We start from the raw sequence: 20,589 nt of genomic DNA on the forward strand, positions 1-20,589 counted from the left end.
CGTCTGATTTCAACGAGCTACGAAAAGGCTCTGGCCAGCGAGTTTCACGGATGTCCATGTGGACGCCATCTACTCGTTGCCTACTCGGGGGTAACCCTCGCGGGGTAGGCGCTCAGGACTTGTCTTCCTTGTCCGCTGCGGCCAGAGCGGCTTCGACACGTTCGCGGGCGCCCGCGAGGTGGCGGTCGCAGATCTTCGCCAACGCCTCGCCGCGCTCCCACAGCGCCAGCGAGTCCTCCAGTGACAGGCCGCCCGCTTCGAGTTTGGCCACGACGTCCGCGAGTTCGTCGCGTGCTTGTTCGTAGCCGAGTTGTTCGTCACTCACTTGATCATGCTCCCAACGCGGATCAGTGCGGTCGCGACGGCCTCGTCGTAACCGATGAAAGCCTCGGCGAACTCGGCGCCGTCGCGGTCGACGACGGCGTCCTCGATGCGTTCGCGGGCGCGGTTGATCCGGTTGCGTAGGCGGGAACCGTCGCCGTACCACCACGCTGAGCCCGCGTAGACGGCTGTGGCGTCGGCTAGTTGGCGCAGGCGTTGGGGCAGTACTCGGCGCCCCGGTCCGTCGCAGCCGCCGAGCAGGGCCGCCCAGCACTCGGCTGCGGCCGCGTCTGCTTCTTCGGCGCTGCGCCTGACCACTTCGGCTCCGGTGGACGCCGCCGCGTTCATTGTCGACGGGAGGAAGGCCGGTCTAGTCACCGGTTTGGTCATCACCGCTGCCTCCCCTCCCCGACTCGGCTGACTCCTGCTCTTCGGACACGGTCGCGTGCACGGCGCCGTCGCCCACCCTGACCCGCAACCGGGTGCCGGGTGACGCGTCGGTCACCGACCGTAGAACCCTGAGATTTTCATCCAGAGTGACGAATTGCACAACCGCGTATCCCCGGGCCAGAGTGGCGGCTGGGCCGAGGGTCGTCAAGCGGGCTTTGGTCCCGTCGATCGCGGCCTGTTCGGCCTTGACCAGCGAGATGATCTCTCTGCGGCCGCGCTGGCGCGCCGTTTCGACCTGTTCAGCGTGCCTTTCCAGCGGCTTGAGCGGGTCGGCGAGAACTGGCCTGCTGCGCAGTTGGTCGAGCAACCGCCGTTCACGATCCACCCAGCCGTGTAGTGCCCGGCGGGCACGGTCGCGCAACGTGCGGACGCGTTGGATCTCCTCCGCGACGTCCGGGACGACCCGTTTGCCCGCATCGGTTGGCGTGGAACACCGGAGATCCGCGACGTGATCGATCAGCGGGGTGTCCGGTTCGTGCCCGATCGCGCTGACGACCGGAGTGCGGCACGCGTAGACCGCGCGGCACAGCGTTTCGTCCGAGAACGGCAGCAAGTCCTCGACGCTGCCGCCGCCCCGGGCGATCACGATCACGTCGACGCGCTCGTCACGATCCAATATGGACAGTGCGTCGAGGATCTGCGGGACTGCGAGAGCTCCTTGCACAGCAACGTTTTCCACCCGGAAGTCCACTGCGGGCCAACGCGCTCTCGCGTTGACGAGGACATCGCGTTCAGCCGCCGACGCCCGGCCGGTGATCAGTCCGATCGTGCGCGGCAGGAACGGGAGCCTGCGTTTGCGCGAGCGCTCGAACAAGCCCTCCGCGGCGAGCAGCCGGCGCAATCGCTCGATCCGGGCGAGCAATTCGCCGATACCTACCGCCCGGATCTCGTCCGCGCGCAGGCTCAGCGTGCCGCGGTTCATGAAGAACGTCGGACGACCGTGCACGATCACCCGCGCGCCTTCGGTCAGCGGCGGCTGGAACTCACGCAGCAACTGGGTCGGGCACGTCACCGTCATCGACACGTCCGCGGCGGGATCGCGCAGTGTCAGGAACGCCGTCTGCGTGCCAGGCCGCAGCGACAGCTGGGTGACCTGACCCTCCACCCAGACCGCGCCGAGCCTGCTGATCCATTCGTTGATCTTGCGAGCGACCGTGCGGACCGGCCACGGCTGTTCCGCCGTTGTCTGTTCGGTCACTGCTGATCAGGTGGGGACGCGGCCGAAACGGACGCGATACGCCGGGTCAGCATGCCGATGAACGACGGCCGCGCGGCGTTTGTCTCTTCGTAGCGCAGTAATTCCTCGAGTTCTTCCTTGGAGAAGGTGCGTAGCCGCGCCCGCAGCTGGGGCAGCGACAGGTCGTCGTAGTTCGGCACACCCGCGGGCGGTGGGGTCTGGTCGACCTCCCGCTCGACCTCCTGCTCGGCCTCCGCGATCGCCGACTCCTCCATCTCCCAGGGGTCGGTCACCACGGTGCCGTTGGTCTCCGTGGTGTTGATATTCGGCTGGCTGACGTCGTAGGCATCGATGTCCTCGTCGAAGGTCGCCCACTCGGGCGTGTCCTCGACCGGGCGCAACGATGCCAGCACCTCGTCGCCCCTGATCGCCAGCGCGGTGATCTCCTGCTGCACTCGCATGGACAGCTGCATCGCTTGACTGGCAACGGTTACCGGCAGCCCGACGAGCTTCTCCGGCAGTTCACGCGCGCGCTCGATCGCGGTCGCGGCGAGACCGGCGGCGACCCGGAGCGGCAGCGGCAAAGGCGTCATGTGCATAGCCTGCCGCAGATCACCTGTTTCACCCAACTGGGACCCGGGTCACTCTTGGTGCCGCCGTACCCTGGGTGGCATGAGCGATACGACCAAACGGGTACTGCTGGCCAAGCCGCGCGGTTACTGCGCCGGCGTGGACCGGGCGGTGGTGACCGTGGAGAAGGCGCTCGAAACGTACGGACCGCCGGTCTACGTCCGCAAGGAGATCGTGCACAACAAGCACGTCGTGGAGACCTTGCGGGAGCGTGGCGCGATCTTCGTCGACCAGACCGACGAGGTGCCCGAAGGCGCCCTCGTGGTGTTCTCCGCGCACGGCGTGTCCCCGCAGGTACACAAGGAGGCCGCCGAGCGCAATCTGCGCACGATCGACGCGACCTGCCCGCTGGTGACCAAGGTGCACAACGAGGCGAAGCGGTTCGCCAGGGACGACTACGACATCCTGCTGATCGGCCACGAGGGCCACGAGGAGGTCGAAGGCACCGCCGGTGAGGCGCCTGACCACGTGCAGCTGGTGGACACCGCTGAGGACGCGGCCAAGGTGCAGGTGCGTGACCCGTCCAAGGTGATCTGGCTGTCGCAGACCACGCTCTCGGTGGACGAGACCATGGAGCGCGTCGACCAGTTGAAGGCGCGGTTCCCGATGCTGTCCGACCCGCCCAGCGACGACATTTGCTACGCCACGTCCAACCGGCAGTACGCGGTGAAGACGATGGCGCCGCAGTGCGAGCTGGTGATCGTGGTCGGTTCGGAGAACTCGTCCAACTCGAAGCGGCTGGTCGAGGTGGCGCTGCAGGCCGGAGCCAAAGCCTCGCACCTGGTCGACTTCGCCCACCAGATCGACGAGACGTGGCTGGAGGGCGTGTCGACGGTCGGCGTGACCTCGGGTGCGTCCGTGCCGGACAACCTGGTGATGGATGTGCTGGCGTTCCTTGCCGACCGGGGCTACCTGGACGTGGAGGAGGTCACCACGGCGAACGAGAAGATCGCGTTCTCGCTGCCGCGTGAGCTGCGCAAGGACCTCAAGACCGGCTGATTCGAGGCATACGAAAGGGCCACCCCGCAATCGTCGGGGTGGCCCTTTTCGCGTCAGTAGTCCTCGCGGGGACGACGCCGTTGCTGCGGCTGTGGGCCGCGGGGACGGCCGCCGCCCTGGTCGCGTGGACGCGGTGGATTGCGGCGCGGTGGGGCCTCGCCCCGATCGCGGCGGTCCTGATCGCGGGCAGGCCGGCGGGGTGGCGGGGCTTGTTCGCGCGGGCGGTCGCCCTTGGTGGTGGGGCGGGGGCGCTCACCTCGATCGTCCCGGTCCCTGTCGCGGGCCGGACGTCGGGCAGGCCGAGGCTCGTCGTCGATATCGCGGTCCCTGTCCTTGGGACGGCGCACCGGGCGCTCGTCCTCGTCCGCATCTAAGCTCCCCGCGCGCCCGTCAGGGTTGCGCTGTACGAACAGGCGGATGACGCCGAGCGCGATCGTCGCGACCGTGGCACCGGCCATCCATGGGAACGAGCTGGCCAGCGGCAGAGCGACCTCGAAGATCAGCTTGCGGCTGCCCGACTCGGACGCTCCTGAGGCTGCGGGCTCCCGCATGAACTGCACCGGGATGAACGTCGCGGCGAAGATCAGCGGCGGCTGCACCATCGGTCCGAACAGGTTGCGCCGCCGCACGCCCAACACCGCCAGCACACACCCGGCCAGGAACAGCGCGTGGTAGATGCCGAACCCGGTCAGTCGCTGGTCGTCGACGAGCCTGCTCTTGTCGATCACCGCACCCACGGCGGAGAGCAGCAGGGCGAGCAGGACGGCGCCCCACCAAGGCAGCCCACGACGGGTACCGAAGACGGGACGTTCGTCCCACGCGGCCTCGGCCGCATCCATGTCAAGATCGCTGTCGCGATCGCGCGTGGCGGTCACGCTTCCACACGGTAGACGCTCGCTGGTGAGGGCTGTCGTACCAGCCGTCAATAGCCGTCGGGTTTACCCCGTTCGGTGTGATTCCCGCCACTCTGTTTGATTCAGTTATGCCTGTTTTGGCCGTTGATCACCTCTTTGTCTCGTTCGGCCGGACCTGTGTGTCAACGCGTTGGGGAAGCAACCTGTGGACGGCCAATGGCCGCGATGCATGCGACCGCCGCCGCCCATCGGCCGCCGAACTCAGCGCTGGCGTGATGGCCCCGGCTCTGTGTCGGCACCGGCGGTGTGTTGGGCGCCCAGACCGTGCGGCACGCAGCCGTCGTGGGCGGTTAGCCTGCTCGGCTCGCGGCCGCTGGGTTGTCGGCGTTCGGATGATTGCCGTGGATCAGGCGGGCCAAGTACTGCCTTGCTGCCTCGGCAGCGACTCGTAGCAGGCCGTGGCCTGCTTGGGTCGGTGCCCAAATCAGTGCTGCGGCCGCAGCTGGCGGACCATCCAGACCGCGTGGCGCGCAGCCACCTGCCTCGGGCCTCCCGACCGCGGACGCGGCAGCCGAGTTGTCGGCGTTGGTGCCGCTCGTGGGCCCGGCGGTCCGCGTGCTGTCGATGCCTGCGCAGGGGACTGTTCGCGTGGCAGGCTTGCCAGCCCCTGGGCTGGCCGTGGCCCGCTGGGATGGGCGTTGTCGGGTGTTAGTCGACGGCTGGTTCTTCCTCTCGATCGGAAACACCGGTTGTGATCTCGTCTGCGCGGCGGACCGGTGCGATGGGGGTCGGGCTGGCTGAGGCGTCGGTGAGCGGGCTGACGGCCGCGCGGAAGCCCTCCAGCGCGTCGAGCTCGCGGCGGCGGGCGGAGAGAAACCGCTGCAGGTGGGTACTGGACAGGTTGACGGCGTCGATGGCTGCTCCGGCCATCCGGTGGGCGTTGGCGGCCGTCGCGCGGACGGCTTCGACGTCGGCGGCGAGGGCGCGCTCGGTGGCGGCGAACAGCGCGCCTGACGCGACGACGGCGAAGCCTGTTGGGCCGCATAGGAAAACTCGTCTGTCGAGTAGCCAGCGCAACAGGTTCGGATCGGTGTCCAGTGCGGCGACGACTGCCGCGTCCGACGGGACGAACATGACCGTGCCGTAGATCGCGTCGGCCCATCGTTGGTAGCCCTTGGCGGCCAGTTCGGTGGCGCGCGAGCGGATGTTGCGGACGTGCACCCGCAACGCGTCGAGTCGTTCCTCCGGGTCGGACGTCTCGACAGCTTCCGCCCAGATCGACATGGAAGCCTTGGCGTCAATGGGAACGCGTCTGCCGTCACCGACGAGCAGCACCATGTCCGGCCGGGACGAGCCGCCGCCTGCCAGGTCGGTCTGCAAGGTGAAGTGGATGCCCTCCCGTAACCCGAGCATCCTGGCCGTCTCGACGAGCACCTGCTCGCCGAGTTCGCCACGGCCGGAGATGGACGCGAACGCCACCTCGTAGCGCCGTAGCGCCGTGTGCTGCTCGTCGTAACGCGCGCGTTCGGCTGCGATCTGCTGCATCGCTGCCTCCGTGCGTCGCATTCCGTCGGTGTAGAGCTTCCAGAGCGCCAGCACCGCACCGAGGAGCAGCAGGGACAGAACAACCACTGCCCAAGCCACTGGAGATCCTTTCCGTGTGTTGGTCGCGCCATGATGCCGCAGGGGTACGACAGTTTTCGTCTTTGTTCTGTTCTAGCTGGGAGTTTCACTCTGTCGTGGTGACACGCCGGGGGTGGTGCCGGGGAATGTCGGGCTCGCCCCCTAACTTGGTCACATGAGGTTGCTGCACACGTCCGACTGGCACGTGGGGCGGACCTTCCACGGAGCGGATCTGCTGGCCGAACAGGAGTCAGTGCTCGGCGGTCTCGCCGACATCGTCGCCGATGAGCGCATTGACGTCGTGGTGGTCGCCGGCGACATATACGACCGCGCGGTCCCATCGGCCGAAGCGGTCGGCGTGTATGAACGCGTGCTGGTGCGGATCCGTGAAGCGGGCGCTCAGTTGGTCGTCACGCCCGGCAACCACGACTCGGCCCCAAGGCTCGGCGCGATCGGGAAATTCGCCGAGGCAGGCGGTCTGCACATGCGGACCAGGATCCAGGACATCGACCGGCCGGTGCTGCTGCGCGACGGTCACGGCGAAGTCGCGCTGTACGGAATTCCTTATCTGGAGCCGGAAGTCGCGAGGCATTCGCTGGGTATCAGCGAGCGTGGGCACACCGGCGTGCTGACCGAGGCGATGAACCGGGTCCGTGCGGATCTTGCGGCCAGGCAAGCGAGATCGGTGGTACTGGCGCACGCTTTCGTGACCGGTGGCGAGGCCTGTGACTCCGAGCGGCCGATCGCGGTCGGCGGTGTGGAGCAGGTGCCTGGGACGACCTTCGACGGCGTCGACTACGTCGCACTGGGGCATTTGCATGGGGCGCAAGAACTTGCCGATCACCTGAGGTACTCGGGCAGCCCGGTGGCGTACTCGTTCTCCGAGGCGCGTCAGCGCAAATCGGTGTGGCTGGTGGACATCGACAAGGGCGGCCTGGCCGGGGTCGAACGCCGGATGCTGCCGGTGCCGAGACCGTTGGCCAAGCTCGAAGGCCTCCTGTCCGACCTGCTCACCGACCCGGCGCACGACCAGTTCCGCGAGCACTACCTGTCGATCACGGTCACCGACCAGGTCAGGCCGGTGGACGCGTTGCGGCGCCTGCAAGATCGCTTTCCGTACGCGGTGCACATGGAGTGGCGGCCCGCGGGCGGCCGGAGCGGGGAAGCGTTGCGCTACAGCGAAGCGGTACGTGGCCGTGACGACCTGGAAGTGGCGTGCTGCTTCGTCGGGCACGCGCGCGGCGGTGAACCCACGGAGCGCGAGAGCGCCTGGCTGAGGGAAGCGCTGGAGACCGTCACCGCGGCGGAGAGCGAGAAAGAGCGATGAGGCTGCACAGCCTGGAGGTGACCGCCTTCGGCCCGTATCCGGGCACCGAGGTGGTCGACTTCGACTTGCTCGGTGCGGACGGATTGTTCCTCCTGCACGGTGAGACGGGTGCGGGCAAGACGACATTGCTCGACGCGATCGCGTTCGCGTTGTTCGGCAAGGTCCCCGGCGTCCGAAACGACGCGCGTCGGCTGCGTTGCGACTACGCGGACAACGACACGCTGACCGAGGTGAAGCTGGAGCTCACCGTGCAGGGCCACCGGCTTCGGCTGGTCCGCGGCCCGGAGTACGAGCGCCCGAAAAGGCGCGGCGAGGGAACCACGAAACAGCAGGCCAGGGCGTCGCTGACCTGGGTGAGCGATCCGCCGGGCGGCTACGACCGGGATGGCTTGATCCGGATCGACGAGGTCAGCCGGACGGTCGAGCGCTTGCTCGGAATGAGCGCGGAGCAGTTCTTCCAGGTCGTTTTGCTGCCGCAAGGCGAATTCGCGCGGTTCTTGCGCGCGGACACCCAGGAACGCGAACAGCTGCTGGAGAAATTGTTCAGCACCTACCGTTTCGCGGACGTCGAGAAATGGTTCAGGGACCGCAGGACGGAACGTGGCCGTGATCTCGAAGCGCGCCGGGCCGGTGCGATGCGTTTGGTCGCGCGGGTCGCCCAAGCGGCGGGCGAGGAACCGCCCGAGGACCATTCTGCCGACGGTGAATGGCTCGACTTGATGGTTTCCCGGCTCAGCGAAGCCGAGACCGAAGCGCGCGAAAAGGCCAGGCAGGCTGGTGTCGCGGCGGCCGCGGCCGAGCAGGAGATGACCAAGGCCCGTGAGCTGGCCGACCGGGTGCGCAGGTTGCGCAACGCCAGGGCCGAGTTGGCCGAATGCGAAAGAATGGCGCCACAGCAACAGGAATGGCTCGCCGAGCGCGCCAAGGCACGCCGAGCGGTTCCGGTCGTGGTCGCCAATCGTGGCGCCGCGCAATTGCAGGTCGAACTCGACCACGCGACCAAGGCCGAGGAAGAAGCGATTGTCGCGGCACGGAAAGCGGGCTTTCACCGAGTCGATGCCGACGAGTCCTTCCTGCGCGCGGAGTCCGCGCGGCTGACCGAGGAAGCGGGCGGCCTCGCGCAGCTGCTGGAGGACGCGAAGCAGCAGAAAAAGGCGAAGCTGCGGCTGACCAAACTGATCGACGCCGACTGGGCGGCGGAGGAGAAGGTCAACAACCTGGAAGCCGACCTGGTCGCGTTGCCGGAGAAACTCAAGGCGGCGTCCGACGAACTGCTGCTGGCCAGCGAAGCCGCAGCCCGGCTGGACGGCCTCCGCGCCCGGCAGGCCGAATTGACCGAGCGGCTCCGGTTGCGCGAGCGGCTCGGCGATGCCGAAGAGAAGGTCAAGAACGCGGAAGCCGTGCTGCGTAAGGCAATCGACGCACACCAGCAAGCGCGTGACCATTCGTTGACGATCCGGGCGCGACGTCTCGACGGCATGGCGGCTGAACTGGCGAGCCGGTTGGCTGCCGGAGACGCGTGCCCGGTCTGCGGCTCCACCGAACACCCAGCGCTTGCCCAGCTGATCCCGGGCGCAGTCAGCGAGGCCGAGGAAGCGGCGGCCGTCGCGGTCGAGCAGGACGCGCAGAACGAGCGTGGCGAGGCGGAACGCGCCCACCACGCGGCAGTCGCCGACTTGACTGCGTTGCAGGAACGACTCGCTTCGGGCGACGACCCGGCCGAACTGTCCGAAGTGGACAAATTGTTGGCTGAGACCGCGGCACTGGCGGCTCGCCGTGAGCCCCAGCGCGAGCTGGTCCGTGAGCTGGAGAAGCGGTCTGCGACGATCTCGGCCGAGCTGTCAGCGGCCAAGCAAGAGCTCGCGAGCGTGCGTACGGAACGGGAACAACTCGGCAAAACCGTGGAGATGCGGCAAAAGCGCCTCGATCCGGCCCGTGGCGAGTACTCCGACGTGCGGGTGCGCCGTGAGCACGTGCTGCTGTCGGCGGCGGCCGTGACCGAGTTGCTCCGGGCGCGCGGGCAGCGTGAACAGCTGTCGAAGCGGTTGACAGACCAGCAGACTGAGGTGCACGAAGCCGCGATCTCGGCCGGATTCGCCGAGGTCGCTGATGCACTGGCGGCCGCACGGGACGAGCTGCGCCTCGCCGACCTCGACCGGATGATCAGCGAGCTGGAAAACCGGGCCGCGGCGGCCAAAGCCGTGCTGGCCGAACCGGACCTGGCCGGTGTCGACCCCAAGGTCGAAGTCGACTTGGACAGCGCGGCAGCAACGTTGGCCAAGGCTCGCGAGGTCGCCGACGCCGATGTCGCCGTCTTGCGTGAGGCGGAGCGCCGATCGGCGGACGTGAAGGCCTTGGCAGCCCGGTTGCGCGCGGAATGGGCCGCTTTGTCGCCGGTGGAAGAGGAGTACGCCGAGCTCGCGGCTTTGACCGACGTGGTCAACGGGCGCGGGCAGAACTCGCGGCGGATGTCGTTGCGATCGTACGTGTTGGCTGCGCGGTTGGAGGAGGTCGCCGTCGCCGCGAGCGCCCGTTTGAGCCGGATGAGCCAGGGACGGTATTCGTTCGTGCATTCCGATGCGCGTGGTTCGCACGGCACGCGCGGTGGCCTCGGTTTGGACGTGCTGGACGACTATTCCGGCAAGATCAGGCCCGCGAAGACGTTGTCCGGCGGGGAGTCCTTCCTGGCCTCACTTGCTTTGGCTTTGGGGCTCGCGGATGTCGTTGCCGCGGAGACCGGCGGGGCGCTGCTCGACACGTTGTTCGTCGATGAGGGCTTCGGCACTTTGGACGCCGACACCCTCGACGAGGTCATGGACACTTTGGACGAATTGCGGGCCGGCGGCCGGGTGGTCGGGCTGGTGTCGCACGTCGAGGAGTTGCGGCAGCGGATCCCGGTGCGGCTGCGGGTTCGCAAGGCCCGCAGCGGATCCCGCCTCGAAGTCATCGCCTAGCGGGCATGCTGGTCAGCTTCCTGGCCGACGGATCCAGGCGGCATGGTCATGCGCCACCACAACGGCAATTCGGCAGGGGGAACCCCTGAATTCAACGTTACCGCACGGGTACGACAGTTTCGGTTCGCGCGGCGGAGCGCTCTGCGGCCGGGCAGCGTCCCCTGCAACAGCAATTCCCGAGGGGTCCCCCTGATTTCACGCTACCGCAAGGGTCTGACAGTTCTGGGTTTCCGCTGGTCAGGGCTTGGTGGTTTCGTGGTCCAGCAGCCAGCGCTTGGCTGGCAGGCCCCAGCGGAAGCCGCCGATCGTCCCATCCGTCCGCAGAACCCGGTGACACGGCACGAAAAGCGCGACCGGATTGCGTGCACAAGCGCTTGCTGCGGCCCGGACAGCCGAAGGCCGGCCAGCCAGCTCAGCGAACTGGGCATACGTCACGGGCTCCCCGGCAGGAACGGTCCGCAGCACCTTCCACGCGTGCTGGATGAACTCGCCAGAACGCTGGTTCACCGGCACGTCCTCGATCGCCCGCACGTCTCCCGCGTGGTACTTCAGCACAGCCTTGGTGACCAGGCCGAGGTCTGGTCGCGAGTGGACCTCGGAAGGCCGCAGTGACGGGTGGATCAGGCTGATCAGCGCGTTGACATCGGCTGTCCAGCCCGAGGCGATCACCTCGTCGTCTCGCACCACCGCGGTGAACGGGCCGATCGTTGTATCTACTGTGGAGTATGAAGTCATGATTCCCTCGAGTCTGCTCGCCACAAGTGCATGCCCGCGTACGACCGCCACGGCGCCCACGCCGCGGACCTCGTGGCGAGGTCGGCGATACCGAGTTTCAAGGCTCCCTTGCGCAAGGCGACGTCACCGGGGAGCAGGATGTCAGGGGAGCCAAGCACACGCATCTTCACGTATCCCGAAGTCCACGGGCCGATGCCGCTGAAACTCTCCAGTGCCGCCGTGAGCTCGTCCGGGTCCGCGCCGACGTGCACATCCAGGGAACCGGAGGCGATTGCGGAGCTGACGGCGATGATGGTCTCGATGCGTTTACGTGGACCGGTCAGCACTTCGGCGCCATGCTCGGCGATCACCTCAGGCGTGGGGAACAGCGTTGTCAAAGACCCATCGGGCACTTCGAGGCGTTCGCCCAATGCCGAGGCGAGACGGCTGAGCGCGGTACGGGCCGCTGCGACCGAGATCTGCTGGCCGATCAGGGCGCGGAGCACGATTTCCGGGCCGTCGACGCTGCCGGGAACGCGAATGCCCGGCGTTTTCAGCACAGACGGTTCCAGCGCGGGGTCTGTGGACAGCAGTTCGTCGATCGCGCACGGGTCGGCGTCCATGTCGAACAGCCGACGCAGTCGTGCCACCGCGCTGCCGAGATCTCGCATGTCCGACAAGCGAAGCGTGCAATCGATGTGGTCCGGGCTTGGATGCATCCGGGCCGTGCCGGTGCCGTGCGGCAAGCGGAGCGTTCGCGCGTAGGAGTTTTCGCTGGCGTCCTCGACTCCGTTGACAGCACGGGACTTCAGGAAGTCCAGAATGCCCGTGCCGTCGAATGGTTGACGGAATGCCAGGCGCAGATTGACCTTTCCCGCTGTCGACAGTGGACGGTGGCGTTTCGCGCCGACCCTCAACTGGGTCGGGGTCGCGGCGAACACGGCCCGGATCGTGTCGTTGAACTGGCGAATGCTCGCGAAGCCCGCAGCGAACGCCACGTCCGCGAACGACAGCGTCGTGGTTTCGATCAGCAGCCTCGCGGAGTGCGCACGATGTGCCCTGGCCAGTGCCAACGGGCTCGCGCCGAGTTCTGCGGTGAGCATCCGGGTGACGTGCCGCTCCGAGTAACCGAGCCGCGTGGCCAGGCCGGTCACGCCTTCGCGCTCCACGATGCCGTCCGAGATCAGCCGCATCGCCCGTCCGGCCAGGTCAGCCCGGAGGTTCCACTCCGGCGAGCCAGGCACCGCGTCCGGCAGGCAACGACGGCAAGCGCGGTAACCAGCCGCCTGCGCTGCTGCCGCGGTCGCGTAGAACTCGACGTTGCGGCGCTTCGGGGTGGTCGCCGGGCACGATGGCCGGCAGTAGATCCCGGTGGTGCGGACCGCCAGGATGAACTGGCCGTCGAACCGGGGATCCCGGGAGGCGACGGCGCGGTATCCGCGGTCCTCGTCAACGAACATGCATCGACCGTACGTCCACCGCGGGGACGGTACTAGCGGAAATCAGACATGGCCGTAGGAGGGGGCGAGTTGCTCGTAGCGCTCGTTCCAACGCGGTAGTTCTTCGCTACCGAGGTGCGCTTCGAGGCGGTCGAGGAACGCGTGCGTGCCGGGAATGAAGCCTTGTGCGTTGCGCATGGTCATGCCGCGGTGTGTGAAAGTCAGGATCGTCTCGTCGCCGTCCTGGACGAGTTCGTAGCGGACCACGCTGTCCTCGACGATGCCTTGGCGCCATTCGTGTTCAAGCACCCGCGGCGGATCCCACACGAGGATGCGGCCGGTCATTCGCTTCATCTCCGGCGGCGCGGGCGCGCCGGACGGCATCATCTCGATCGTTCCGTCCGAGATGGTGGTCTCACCGAACCACGCGGCGCGTTGCGAGGGGTCTGTGATCGCTGCCCAGACGGTCTCGATCGGATACGGCAGGCGCCGCACGAAGGTTATGACGGCGCGCTCGCCATCAGTGGTCAGGGTGCCGAGCGGTTCAGTTGTCATGTCTCCTCCTGATTGGCCAGGTGCTGATGCAATGCGTCGAGGTGATCGGCCCAGTAGCGCCGGTACCGGCTGACCCAGCGGTCGATCTCCACCAGGCCGTCGGCGCGCAACGCGTAGATGCGGCGCTGGGCGTCCGGGCGCACTTCGACCAAGCCGACCTCGCGGAGTATTCGCAGGTGCCGCGACACCGCGGGCTGGGTCAGGTGCGGCAGCGTGGCGACCAGTTCACCCGCTGATCGCTCACCGCTCGCCAGGAGGTCCAGCAATACCCGCCGGTTGGGTTCGGCAATCGCCTCGAACACGTCCACGCTGGGAACATAACAAGAAGCGTATATACAAACAAGCAGATATTCAGGGTCGTTAGACTGGTTCGTCGTGAGCCTCACCCTTGGGATCGTCGGCCTGCCGAACGTCGGCAAGTCCACCCTGTTCAACGCGCTGACCAACAACGATGTGCTGGCGGCCAACTACCCGTTCGCGACGATCGAGCCGAACGTCGGCGTCGTCCCGCTGCCCGACCCGCGGCTGGACAAGCTGGCGGAGATCTTCTCGTCCGAGCGGACCGTGCCCGCGACCGTGTCGTTCGTGGACATCGCGGGGATCGTCAAGGGCGCGTCGGAAGGCGCGGGGCTCGGCAACAAGTTCCTGGCCAACATCCGCGAGGCCAACGCGATCTGCCAGGTGATCCGCGTCTTCGACGACCCCGACGTGATCCACGTCGACGGCACGGTCGACCCGTCGAGCGACATCGAGACGATCAACACCGAGCTGATCCTCGCAGACCTGCAGACGCTCGAAAAAGCATTGCCCCGCCTGGAAAAGGAAGCGCGCACTCGCAAAGAAGCGCGGCCGGCCCTGGAAGCCGCGCAGAACGCGCAGGAAGTCCTCAACTCCGGCCGCACGCTGTTCTCTGCGAGCGTGGACGCAACGCTGCTGCGTGAGCTGAGCCTGTTGACGCTCAAGCCTTTCCTGTATGTCTTCAACGCTGACGAGACCGTGCTCACCGACCCTGCGCGGCGCGCGGAGCTCGAAAAGCTCGTCGCACCCGCGGACGCGGTCTTCCTGGACGCCAAGGTCGAGGCCGAACTGCTGGAGCTGGACGAGGAGTCCCGCCGCGAACTGCTCGAGTCCATCGGCCAGGAAGAGCCCGGCCTGTACTCGTTGGCACGCGCCGGTTTCCACACCCTCGGCCTGCAGACGTACCTGACCGCCGGGCCGAAGGAGGCCCGCGCCTGGACGATCCGGAAGGGCGACACCGCCCCGCAGGCCGCCGGCGTCATCCACTCCGACTTCGAACGCGGCTTCATCAAGGCCGAGATCGTCTCGTACGACGACCTCGTCGCCGCAGGCTCGATGGCCGCCGCGAAGTCCGCGGGCAAGGTCCGGATGGAAGGCAAGGACTACGTCATGGCCGATGGCGACGTCGTGGAGTTCCGCTTCAACGTCTGACTGTAACGATCCGTCGCAGGTTGTTACTTTCATTGGGCGCAGGTTGTGCTGCGTCCAATGAAACCTTCGCCGAATGCCATGAGCTGGGCGTCAAGGTCCGCGTAGAGGTTCTTGAGCGGTTCGGAAGCCTTTGCCAGGTACTCCGTGACGGTCGCCTGATCGGGGCACGTGTGGCAGGGCTGTCCGGCGGTGTTCTTGGTTGTCTCCTGGGCGATAGCGTGCCGCCGTCGCCCAGGAGGTTGCCATGCTCAACGCGTTGACTGCGGCCGTGCTCGCCTTGTCCGCGGTGGTCCCGCCGCCTTCGCCGGTGACGATCGAGGTGTTGAGTCTCAAGGGGGACGGGTGCGCGGCGGGGAGTGCCGCCGTCGCGATGTCCTTGGACAATCAGGCGTTCACGGTTACCTACAGCGATTTCATCGTTCAGGCGCACGGTTCCGACGTGCGTAGGACGTGTGAGATCAGTTTGCGGGTCAACCATCCGGATGACTACACCTATGGCATCGCGCAGACCGATTACCGGGGGTTCGCGCACATTGGTGCGGGTTCACGGGGAATCATGAAGGGGCATTACTTTTTCCCCGGTATGCCGACCCGGCACAGTTCGCACGCATACCCCGGGCCGTTGAGTGACAACTGGCAGGCCACCGATCAGCTACCTCCCGGGGATGTCCTGCATGGACCGTGCCGGCAGCGGAAACCGTTGACTGTCAACGCTGAGCTGCGGGTGGTGGGAAAGTCCGCGACGAGTTTCATGACCATGGACTCCACCGACAGCAGCGTTTCCTCGACGTTCCGGTTGTCCTGGCGCAAATGCTGAAGCAGGTCTACCGTCGTGTGCCTGACACCGGGAGGCGAAAGCGATGAGTGGCAGAGTTGTGCACTTCGAGATCCCGTTCGATGACGCGGATCGCGCGAAAGGCTTCTATCAGGAGGCTTTCGGCTGGGCCATCATGGGTTTGCCGGAATTGCAGTACAACATGGTCTCCTCCGGCCCGTCCGATCCGCAGACCGGGCCCACCGAGCCAGGGTTCATCAACGGTGGGATGTTCGAACGGGGCATCAACCCGGTGACGTCGCCGGTGCTCGTCGTCGACGTTCCGGATGTCGACGAGGCGCTGCAGAGGATCGAGAAGCTCGGTGGCCAGACCGTCACGCCCAAGGTCGCTGTCGGCGACATGGGGTACTCGGCGTACTTCAAGGACACTGAAGGCAACCTGCTGGGCCTTTGGCAGAGCGTGCAACAAGCATAGGTTTCGATCGTGCGGCCCGTGGCAACTCCTTAGGCAGGTCCCCATGGAGGTGTCATGATTATTCTCGGTGCGATCCTGCTGGTAATCGGCTTGTTAGCCGGTATCTCGATCCTGACGACGATCGGCGGGATCCTGCTGGTCATCGGCTTGATCCTCACGGTGCTCGGCGCCGTCGGCCGTCCGATCGGCCGCAAGACCTATTACTAGCCAAGCAAACCAGGGCCCTGCCGACGTGTCCGGCAGGGCCCCGGCCCCTGTCAGTGACGCAGCAGGTCGTATGCCGCTGCGCCGATCAGCTCGAGCGAAACCTGAAGGCGCTCAAGGCTGATGTTGTCCGCGATGGTGTCTTCAGGCGTGTGGTAAGTCGGCTCCAGCAAAGCCGGCCCGCCCTCGCCGCGCCAGCTGAAGTTGGCTGCCGGCACTCCTTTTTCGTGGAACGGCACGTGATCGCTGGAACCACGGGCAACCGGGCCCTTGGTCCGCGGCTCGTAGCCGAGGCGCTTCGCTGCAGCGGCAACGGCTTGCGTGGTCGCGTTGTTGGCGCCGTCGACCGACAGCAGCCAATAGATGTGCGCGGGGTCGTAAGCCGTGGCAACCATGTCGTTCTGGAACGTACCGGCGATCCGCTTGATGTCCGGTTCGGACAGTTGCGACACGTAGTGCCGCGAGCCGATCAGCCCGTACTCTTCCGATCCCCACAATGCGAAGCGAATCGCTTTGTTCGTCGGCAGATACCGCAATACTCGGGCGAGCTCGAGGCACAACACGGTGCCGCTGCCGTCGTCGTTGGCGCCCGGTGAACCTGGGACGCTGTCATAGTGCGCGGTCACCATGACGACTTTGTTGTCAGGGTTGTGGAATGTCGCCGGACGTTCGGCGATTACGTTGTACGAAGTCAGGTTCTTGTGCTGAACCGACGAGACCTTCACCGTGACGGTGCCTTTGGCAAGCCGCGCGCGTAACCGCTCGGCCTGAACCTGTGCGAGGCCAAGCACCGGGATCGTGACCGGTGTCGGCAAGGTCGGTGAGAACGCGGAGAGCCTGCGCAGCGGGTCCGCCCCGATCCGGCCGAGCAGCACGGCCGCCGCACCTCGTTGGGCGGCAGTCAAATACGCGTCGGCGACGTTCGTGACCGCCGCGATGAACACGATCTTTCCTGTCACGTCGGCCGGAATCGCCGACCCGTCACCGACATCGATCACGACGCCCTCACGCGTCGCGTCCTGCAGGCCCTGCGGGGAGGAACCGGTCTGCCATGTGTCCTTGCCGACACGGACCGAGCCGAGGAACTTGTCCGCGATCTTGAACGGCTGCAACGTGACCTGGTACCGCAGGTCCCGCAGCACCCGTGCGATGTAGTCCTTGGCGCGCAGTTCGCCTTCTGTCCCAGCGATACGGGGCCCGATCTTGTCGCTCAGCACACGGAGGTGCTCGAGTGCACGGCGCGCCCGGACGCGCGCGACCACGGGGTAGTCGCCAAAGTTCAATGACGGCGAGTGCTGGGCGCCGGTGCGCTGCCGCGTCGCCTGTGCGGCCGCGACCGGATTGAGTCCGATCGTCGCAGCCCCTGCCAGTGCCACCGCACCGGTGAACACACGACGTCTGCTCAGATCAGCCATGAAACATCCCTCGCTTCCGTGAATCCCCCGTTCCCGGTAGCTAAACGGCATGTTCAGGCCACGAACAACCTCCGATCGGCCCTTTTACCCGGGGCCGATCGGAGGTAGTGGCTACTCGATCAAGAGTTGCGGTGATCCGAGGTTTCGCCAGTCGCCGTGTTGTAGAACACGTAACCGTTCTGGAAGTCGCTGCGCAGACCGCCAGTGGTTTCGTACTGGTCGCTCGTCGGGTAGCCGAGGTACGACTGCTCCGCGCCCAGGTTGACCCAGTGCTGCTTGATCGGGCCGAGCACCGCGTGCGCGCCGGTCGCTTCGGACCAGTAGATCGACCCGTTGCCGAGCTCGAAGTTGTTGTAGCGCCCCACGTTGTCCGCAGTGGTCAACTCGTCGGTGACGGGGAAGCCCAGCGCGCCCATCTCGAAGCCGAGCTGGCCCCACTTGTCACGGATCGCACCGCCGATGATGGCCGCACCGGTCGCCGCGGACCAGTAGATCGACTTGGTGTTGTTGGCGAAGGTCGTGTAGCGGCCGTCCCTGCCGGTCTTGCTTTCCACGCGATACGGCGATCCCAGCGGGCCCGCCTCGCCGCCTGCTTCGGTCCACTTGTGCCAGATCGGGCCGCCACGCCAGAACCCGGTCCGGTTGCCGACCTTCTGCCGCAGCGTCGGCATCGCGTTGTACGCGACTGTGCCCGGGCAGTCGGTGTTGCCCACATCGCGGTGCGCGAAGATCGTCGGCAGCGTGACGGCTGTGCCCGCGGGATACTTGGACGTCCCGCCGCCTGCGGAGATCAATGTGGTCGAACCGTTGAAGAGCCGGTAGTTGCCCGCCAGCTTCCAGGCGACGACCGCCGCGACCGCGTTGAGCTGAGCGTCGCTCGGTGCGACGGTGGAGTAGGTGCCCATCATCGAGACGCCGAACGTGAACCGGTTGAACCCGCCCGCGTGCGCGCCGATGACCGGGTACTCCAGCCCGCCGATGCGGCCCTCGAAGACCTGGCCGTACTTGTCGACCAGGAAGTTGTAACCGATGTCGCACCAGTCGCGGTCGATCGCGTGGAACAGGTAGACGCCACGTGCGATCCGCGCGGAGTCACCCGGCGTGTAGTCGTTCGTGCCCGCGGTGTGGTGGATGGTCGCCGCTTTGATCGTGGTCGCGTACTCGACGCCGATGCCCTGGCGGGCAAAGCAGGCCTCGCGGACCGACTCGTCCGCGCCCCATCCCGCCCGGCTGATGACGACCGGTTCCCTGGTGTGGACCGGCATTTCGCGCCGCATACCGTCCTCAGGACCGGGGTCGACCAATGCGACGGACAACCCAGGCTGATCGGCGCCGCGCACCCTGAGCCCGGTCGAGTCGCCGACCCACAGCGGCTCAGTCTTGTTGTCGATCGCGTGGTCGGTCTCCAGTGGCTGCCACGGCCCCCATTCGCCGTCCGGGCGTTGCACCTGGATCTCGACGTTGTCCGGCAGGTCCTCCGTGCCGCGTAAGGCGACCATCGCGAACTGTCTGCCGGTGATCTGATCACCGTCCAACGACACGATCTGCAGGCCGGGATGGTCCTCCTCGGCTTGCGTGACCGTGGCGGGCAGCCCGGCAGCCAGGACGGCGGTCAGGGAGAGGACGACTAAGGAACGCACCGCGTACCCCCAGGAAGTGGTTGAAGATTCCCGGAGGCTATCGGCGGGTGCCGATGATCTGTTGCAGCTCGCGCTCGAGTCGTGACCGAATGCGCCCGGTCGGGCGATCGGCGATGGTCCGCAGCGGTCAGGCCTCGGCCGTGCCGGGGTGGACGGCGTCGATGACGGCGTCGATCTCGGTGGCCAGTGCGGTGTCCTTGGCGGTCAGACCGCCTGCCGAGTGGGTACTCAGCACGAATGTCAGCGTTCGCCAGCGGATGTCGATGTCGGGGTGGTGGTCGTCGTTCTCCGCGATCTCCGCTACCCGGTTCACCGCCTGGATCGCCTGCGGGAAGCTCGCGAGCTCGACACTCCGCACGATCGTCGACCCTTCCCGGCGCCACAACGGCAGGTGGTCCAGCGCCGAGGTCAGCTCTTCGTCAGTCAGCAGTTCGGCCATTGGTCCATCGTGCATCTATGCTCACGGTTCTGCCACGGGAGTCCGGTGCAACCGGGCTGAGAGGAGGGCGAACCAGCCCTCGACCGTATGAACCTGATCCGGGTCATGCCGGCGCAGGGACGGGAGGAACGCACAGTGCTTCGAACGGCAATTGCCCTGCTCGCGCTGGTCACGGCGGGGTGTTCGCTCGCCACCGAGCAGCAGCCGCAGCAAACCGGCCAACAGGGCCAACAGCCTGTCACCCTGGTCACGCACGATTCTTTCGCTGTCCGGAAAGAACTCCTCGACGAGTTCCAGAAGACCAGCGGGATCAAGGTCGAGGTACGTAAGTCCGGTGACGCGGGCGCGCTGACCAACCAGCTTGTGCTGACGAAGGCCAACCCGATTGGTGACATCGCTTACGGGGTTGACTCGACATTCGCGTCGCGGGCGCTCAACGAGAACGTGTTCCAGCCTTACGAGGCGCAGGGCGCGAACAAGCGCTATCAGCTCGACGCGACCAACCGGCTGACGGCGATCGATATCGGCGACGTGTGTGTCAATGTCCACACGAGTGGCCTCAAAGGTGTCGCCGAGCCCACGACGTTCGAGGACCTGGCTGACCCGAAGTACAAGGACATGCTCGTCGTCGAGAGTCCTGCGACGAGCTCGCCAGGGCTCGCGTTCCTGCTCGGCACCATCCTGCACTTCGGCGAGGACGGCTGGCAGGGGTACTGGACCAGGCTGAAGGCCAACGGCGTCAAGGTCGTCAGCGGCTGGGAAGAGGCCTACAACCAGGAGTTCTCCGGCACCGGCAAGGGCACGCGCCCGCTCGTGGTCTCCTACGCCTCCAGCCCGGCCGCGACGCCGGACACCAAGGCGCTCCTGGAGACCTGCTACCGCCAGGTCGAGTACGCGGGCGTGCTGCAGGGTGCCAAGAACCCCGAGGGTGCCAAGAAGGTCCTCGACTTCATGCTGTCCCAGCAGTTCCAGGCCGAGGTGCCGGACCAGATGTACGTCTACCCCGCGCGTGAGGGTGTCTCGTTGCCGGAGGCGTGGCAGAAGTCGGCACCGATGCCCACCGACGTCGAGGCGACGCTGCCCGCTCAGGACGTCGACCGCAACCGGGAGAACTGGGTCAACCAGTGGCGCTCGCTCGTCCAAGGCTAG

Annotated in this window: 21 protein-coding genes and 1 riboswitch; of the genes, 8 read left to right on the forward strand and 13 right to left on the reverse strand. The window is 66.7% G+C overall.

Annotation, left to right across the window (positions count from 1 at the left end; genetic code table 11):
* Positions 1-112 precede the first annotated feature (112 nt).
* The 4 genes from B9C43_RS25995 to B9C43_RS26010 are packed head-to-tail and all read right to left on the reverse strand — an operon-like array spanning position 113 to position 2,541.
* The gene (locus tag B9C43_RS25995; protein WP_033389459.1) at positions 113-325 is read right to left on the reverse strand and encodes an exodeoxyribonuclease VII small subunit; all 213 of its coding nucleotides are present in this window, start codon (positions 323-325) and stop codon (positions 113-115) included.
* On the reverse strand, positions 322-699 hold the full coding sequence (locus tag B9C43_RS26000; protein ID WP_235038832.1) for a sugar ABC transporter substrate-binding protein: 378 nt from the start codon (positions 697-699) through the stop codon (positions 322-324). Before B9C43_RS26000 ends, B9C43_RS25995 begins: the two co-directional genes overlap by 4 nt.
* Positions 692-1,969, reverse strand: coding sequence for an exodeoxyribonuclease VII large subunit (xseA, locus tag B9C43_RS26005; RefSeq protein WP_033389461.1), 1,278 nt, complete (start codon positions 1,967-1,969; stop codon positions 692-694). Before xseA ends, B9C43_RS26000 begins: the two co-directional genes overlap by 8 nt.
* Entirely contained in the window at positions 1,966-2,541 is a 576-nt protein-coding gene (locus B9C43_RS26010) for a lipid droplet-associated protein (RefSeq protein ID WP_084429851.1), read from the reverse strand. Before B9C43_RS26010 ends, xseA begins: the two co-directional genes overlap by 4 nt.
* Positions 2,542-2,620: 79 nt before the next feature.
* Here B9C43_RS26010 and B9C43_RS26015 point away from each other — a divergent pair, with 79 nt between their 5' ends.
* Positions 2,621-3,577, forward strand: coding sequence for a 4-hydroxy-3-methylbut-2-enyl diphosphate reductase (locus B9C43_RS26015; protein WP_033389462.1), 957 nt, complete (start codon positions 2,621-2,623; stop codon positions 3,575-3,577).
* Positions 3,578-3,630: 53 nt separating this feature from the next.
* On the opposite strand, the gene B9C43_RS26020 is transcribed toward B9C43_RS26015, so the two are convergent.
* Positions 3,631-4,452 carry a DUF6542 domain-containing protein gene (locus tag B9C43_RS26020; RefSeq protein WP_084429661.1) on the reverse strand — a complete coding sequence of 274 codons (822 nt, stop codon included), beginning with the start codon at positions 4,450-4,452 and terminating at the stop codon, positions 3,631-3,633.
* A gap of 687 nt (positions 4,453-5,139) precedes the next feature.
* The gene (locus B9C43_RS26025) at positions 5,140-6,075 is read right to left on the reverse strand and encodes a DNA recombination protein RmuC (RefSeq protein ID WP_235038833.1); all 936 of its coding nucleotides are present in this window, start codon (positions 6,073-6,075) and stop codon (positions 5,140-5,142) included.
* A 154-nt stretch (positions 6,076-6,229) separates the two neighbouring features.
* On the opposite strand from B9C43_RS26025, the gene B9C43_RS26030 reads away from it, so the two are divergent.
* Entirely contained in the window at positions 6,230-7,381 is a 1,152-nt protein-coding gene (locus B9C43_RS26030) for an exonuclease SbcCD subunit D (protein WP_084429662.1), read from the forward strand.
* On the forward strand, positions 7,378-10,335 hold the full coding sequence (locus B9C43_RS26035) for an AAA family ATPase (protein ID WP_084429663.1): 2,958 nt from the start codon (positions 7,378-7,380) through the stop codon (positions 10,333-10,335). The genes B9C43_RS26030 and B9C43_RS26035 overlap by 4 nt, the downstream gene beginning before the upstream one ends.
* A gap of 237 nt (positions 10,336-10,572) precedes the next feature.
* Here the strand turns inward: B9C43_RS26035 and B9C43_RS26040 are convergent, their stop codons facing one another.
* The 4 genes from B9C43_RS26040 to B9C43_RS26055 are packed head-to-tail and all read right to left on the reverse strand — an operon-like array spanning position 10,573 to position 13,351.
* The gene (locus tag B9C43_RS26040) at positions 10,573-11,070 is read right to left on the reverse strand and encodes a methylated-DNA--[protein]-cysteine S-methyltransferase (RefSeq protein WP_084429664.1); all 498 of its coding nucleotides are present in this window, start codon (positions 11,068-11,070) and stop codon (positions 10,573-10,575) included.
* The gene (locus tag B9C43_RS26045) at positions 11,067-12,509 is read right to left on the reverse strand and encodes an AlkA N-terminal domain-containing protein (RefSeq protein WP_084429665.1); all 1,443 of its coding nucleotides are present in this window, start codon (positions 12,507-12,509) and stop codon (positions 11,067-11,069) included. The genes B9C43_RS26040 and B9C43_RS26045 overlap by 4 nt, the downstream gene beginning before the upstream one ends.
* Before the next feature lie 42 nt (positions 12,510-12,551).
* Positions 12,552-13,043, reverse strand: a complete 492-nt coding sequence (locus B9C43_RS26050) for an SRPBCC family protein (protein ID WP_084429666.1) — start codon at positions 13,041-13,043, stop codon at positions 12,552-12,554.
* Entirely contained in the window at positions 13,040-13,351 is a 312-nt protein-coding gene (locus B9C43_RS26055; protein ID WP_084429667.1) for an ArsR/SmtB family transcription factor, read from the reverse strand. The genes B9C43_RS26050 and B9C43_RS26055 overlap by 4 nt, the downstream gene beginning before the upstream one ends.
* 67 nt (positions 13,352-13,418) lie before the next feature.
* Between B9C43_RS26055 and ychF the strand changes: the two genes are divergently transcribed.
* The 4 genes from ychF (at position 13,419) to B9C43_RS57630 (ending at position 15,949) form a co-directional block, all read left to right on the forward strand.
* Entirely contained in the window at positions 13,419-14,492 is a 1,074-nt protein-coding gene (ychF, locus tag B9C43_RS26060) for a redox-regulated ATPase YchF (RefSeq protein WP_084429668.1), read from the forward strand.
* A 244-nt stretch (positions 14,493-14,736) separates the two neighbouring features.
* On the forward strand, positions 14,737-15,309 hold the full coding sequence (locus B9C43_RS26065) for a DUF4360 domain-containing protein (RefSeq protein ID WP_084429669.1): 573 nt from the start codon (positions 14,737-14,739) through the stop codon (positions 15,307-15,309).
* A gap of 43 nt (positions 15,310-15,352) precedes the next feature.
* The gene (locus B9C43_RS26070) at positions 15,353-15,742 is read left to right on the forward strand and encodes a VOC family protein (protein ID WP_084429670.1); all 390 of its coding nucleotides are present in this window, start codon (positions 15,353-15,355) and stop codon (positions 15,740-15,742) included.
* Positions 15,743-15,796: 54 nt separating this feature from the next.
* Entirely contained in the window at positions 15,797-15,949 is a 153-nt protein-coding gene (locus tag B9C43_RS57630) for a hypothetical protein (protein WP_185845564.1), read from the forward strand.
* Positions 15,950-15,999: 50 nt separating this feature from the next.
* Here B9C43_RS57630 and B9C43_RS26075 read toward each other — a convergent pair whose 3' ends face one another.
* The 3 genes from B9C43_RS26075 to B9C43_RS26085 all read right to left on the reverse strand — a co-directional run bounded on the left by B9C43_RS26075 (position 16,000) and on the right by B9C43_RS26085 (position 19,440).
* Complete coding sequence (locus B9C43_RS26075) at positions 16,000-17,361, reverse strand: M20/M25/M40 family metallo-hydrolase (RefSeq protein WP_084429671.1); 1,362 nt, start codon at positions 17,359-17,361, stop codon at positions 16,000-16,002.
* A 119-nt stretch (positions 17,362-17,480) separates the two neighbouring features.
* A complete protein-coding gene (locus tag B9C43_RS26080; protein ID WP_084429672.1) occupies positions 17,481-19,001 on the reverse strand; it encodes an N-acetylmuramoyl-L-alanine amidase in 1,521 nt (506 codons plus the stop codon).
* 127 nt (positions 19,002-19,128) lie between these two features.
* Positions 19,129-19,440 (reverse strand): 4a-hydroxytetrahydrobiopterin dehydratase, encoded by a 312-nt coding sequence (locus B9C43_RS26085; protein WP_084429673.1) that lies wholly within the window; start codon positions 19,438-19,440, stop codon positions 19,129-19,131.
* A 24-nt stretch (positions 19,441-19,464) separates the two neighbouring features.
* A riboswitch (TPP riboswitch) is annotated at positions 19,465-19,578 on the forward strand.
* On the opposite strand from B9C43_RS26085, the gene B9C43_RS26090 reads away from it, so the two are divergent.
* Complete coding sequence (locus tag B9C43_RS26090) at positions 19,546-20,589, forward strand: thiamine ABC transporter substrate-binding protein (protein ID WP_160096697.1); 1,044 nt, start codon at positions 19,546-19,548, stop codon at positions 20,587-20,589. (Overlaps the previous riboswitch by 33 nt.)

It is taken from the genome of Kibdelosporangium aridum (assembly GCF_900176515.1).
Taxonomy (GTDB): Bacteria; Actinomycetota; Actinomycetes; order Mycobacteriales; family Pseudonocardiaceae; genus Kibdelosporangium; species Kibdelosporangium aridum.

Coding starts and splice junctions, on each gene's coding strand:
- B9C43_RS26030 (WP_084429662.1), top strand. CDS start 6,230: ATGAGGTTGCTGCACACGTCCGACTGGCACGTGGGGCGGACCTTCCAC.
- B9C43_RS26085 (WP_084429673.1), bottom strand. CDS start 19,440: ATGGCCGAACTGCTGACTGACGAAGAGCTGACCTCGGCGCTGGACCAC.
- B9C43_RS26065 (WP_084429669.1), top strand. CDS start 14,737: ATGCTCAACGCGTTGACTGCGGCCGTGCTCGCCTTGTCCGCGGTGGTC.
- B9C43_RS26040 (WP_084429664.1), bottom strand. CDS start 11,070: ATGACTTCATACTCCACAGTAGATACAACGATCGGCCCGTTCACCGCG.
- B9C43_RS26090 (WP_160096697.1), top strand. CDS start 19,546: ATGCCGGCGCAGGGACGGGAGGAACGCACAGTGCTTCGAACGGCAATT.
- B9C43_RS26070 (WP_084429670.1), top strand. CDS start 15,353: ATGAGTGGCAGAGTTGTGCACTTCGAGATCCCGTTCGATGACGCGGAT.
- B9C43_RS57630 (WP_185845564.1), top strand. CDS start 15,797: ATGATTATTCTCGGTGCGATCCTGCTGGTAATCGGCTTGTTAGCCGGT.
- B9C43_RS26075 (WP_084429671.1), bottom strand. CDS start 17,361: ATGGCTGATCTGAGCAGACGTCGTGTGTTCACCGGTGCGGTGGCACTG.
- B9C43_RS26010 (WP_084429851.1), bottom strand. CDS start 2,541: ATGACGCCTTTGCCGCTGCCGCTCCGGGTCGCCGCCGGTCTCGCCGCG.
- B9C43_RS26050 (WP_084429666.1), bottom strand. CDS start 13,043: ATGACAACTGAACCGCTCGGCACCCTGACCACTGATGGCGAGCGCGCC.
- B9C43_RS26035 (WP_084429663.1), top strand. CDS start 7,378: ATGAGGCTGCACAGCCTGGAGGTGACCGCCTTCGGCCCGTATCCGGGC.
- B9C43_RS26045 (WP_084429665.1), bottom strand. CDS start 12,509: ATGTTCGTTGACGAGGACCGCGGATACCGCGCCGTCGCCTCCCGGGAT.
- B9C43_RS26015 (WP_033389462.1), top strand. CDS start 2,621: ATGAGCGATACGACCAAACGGGTACTGCTGGCCAAGCCGCGCGGTTAC.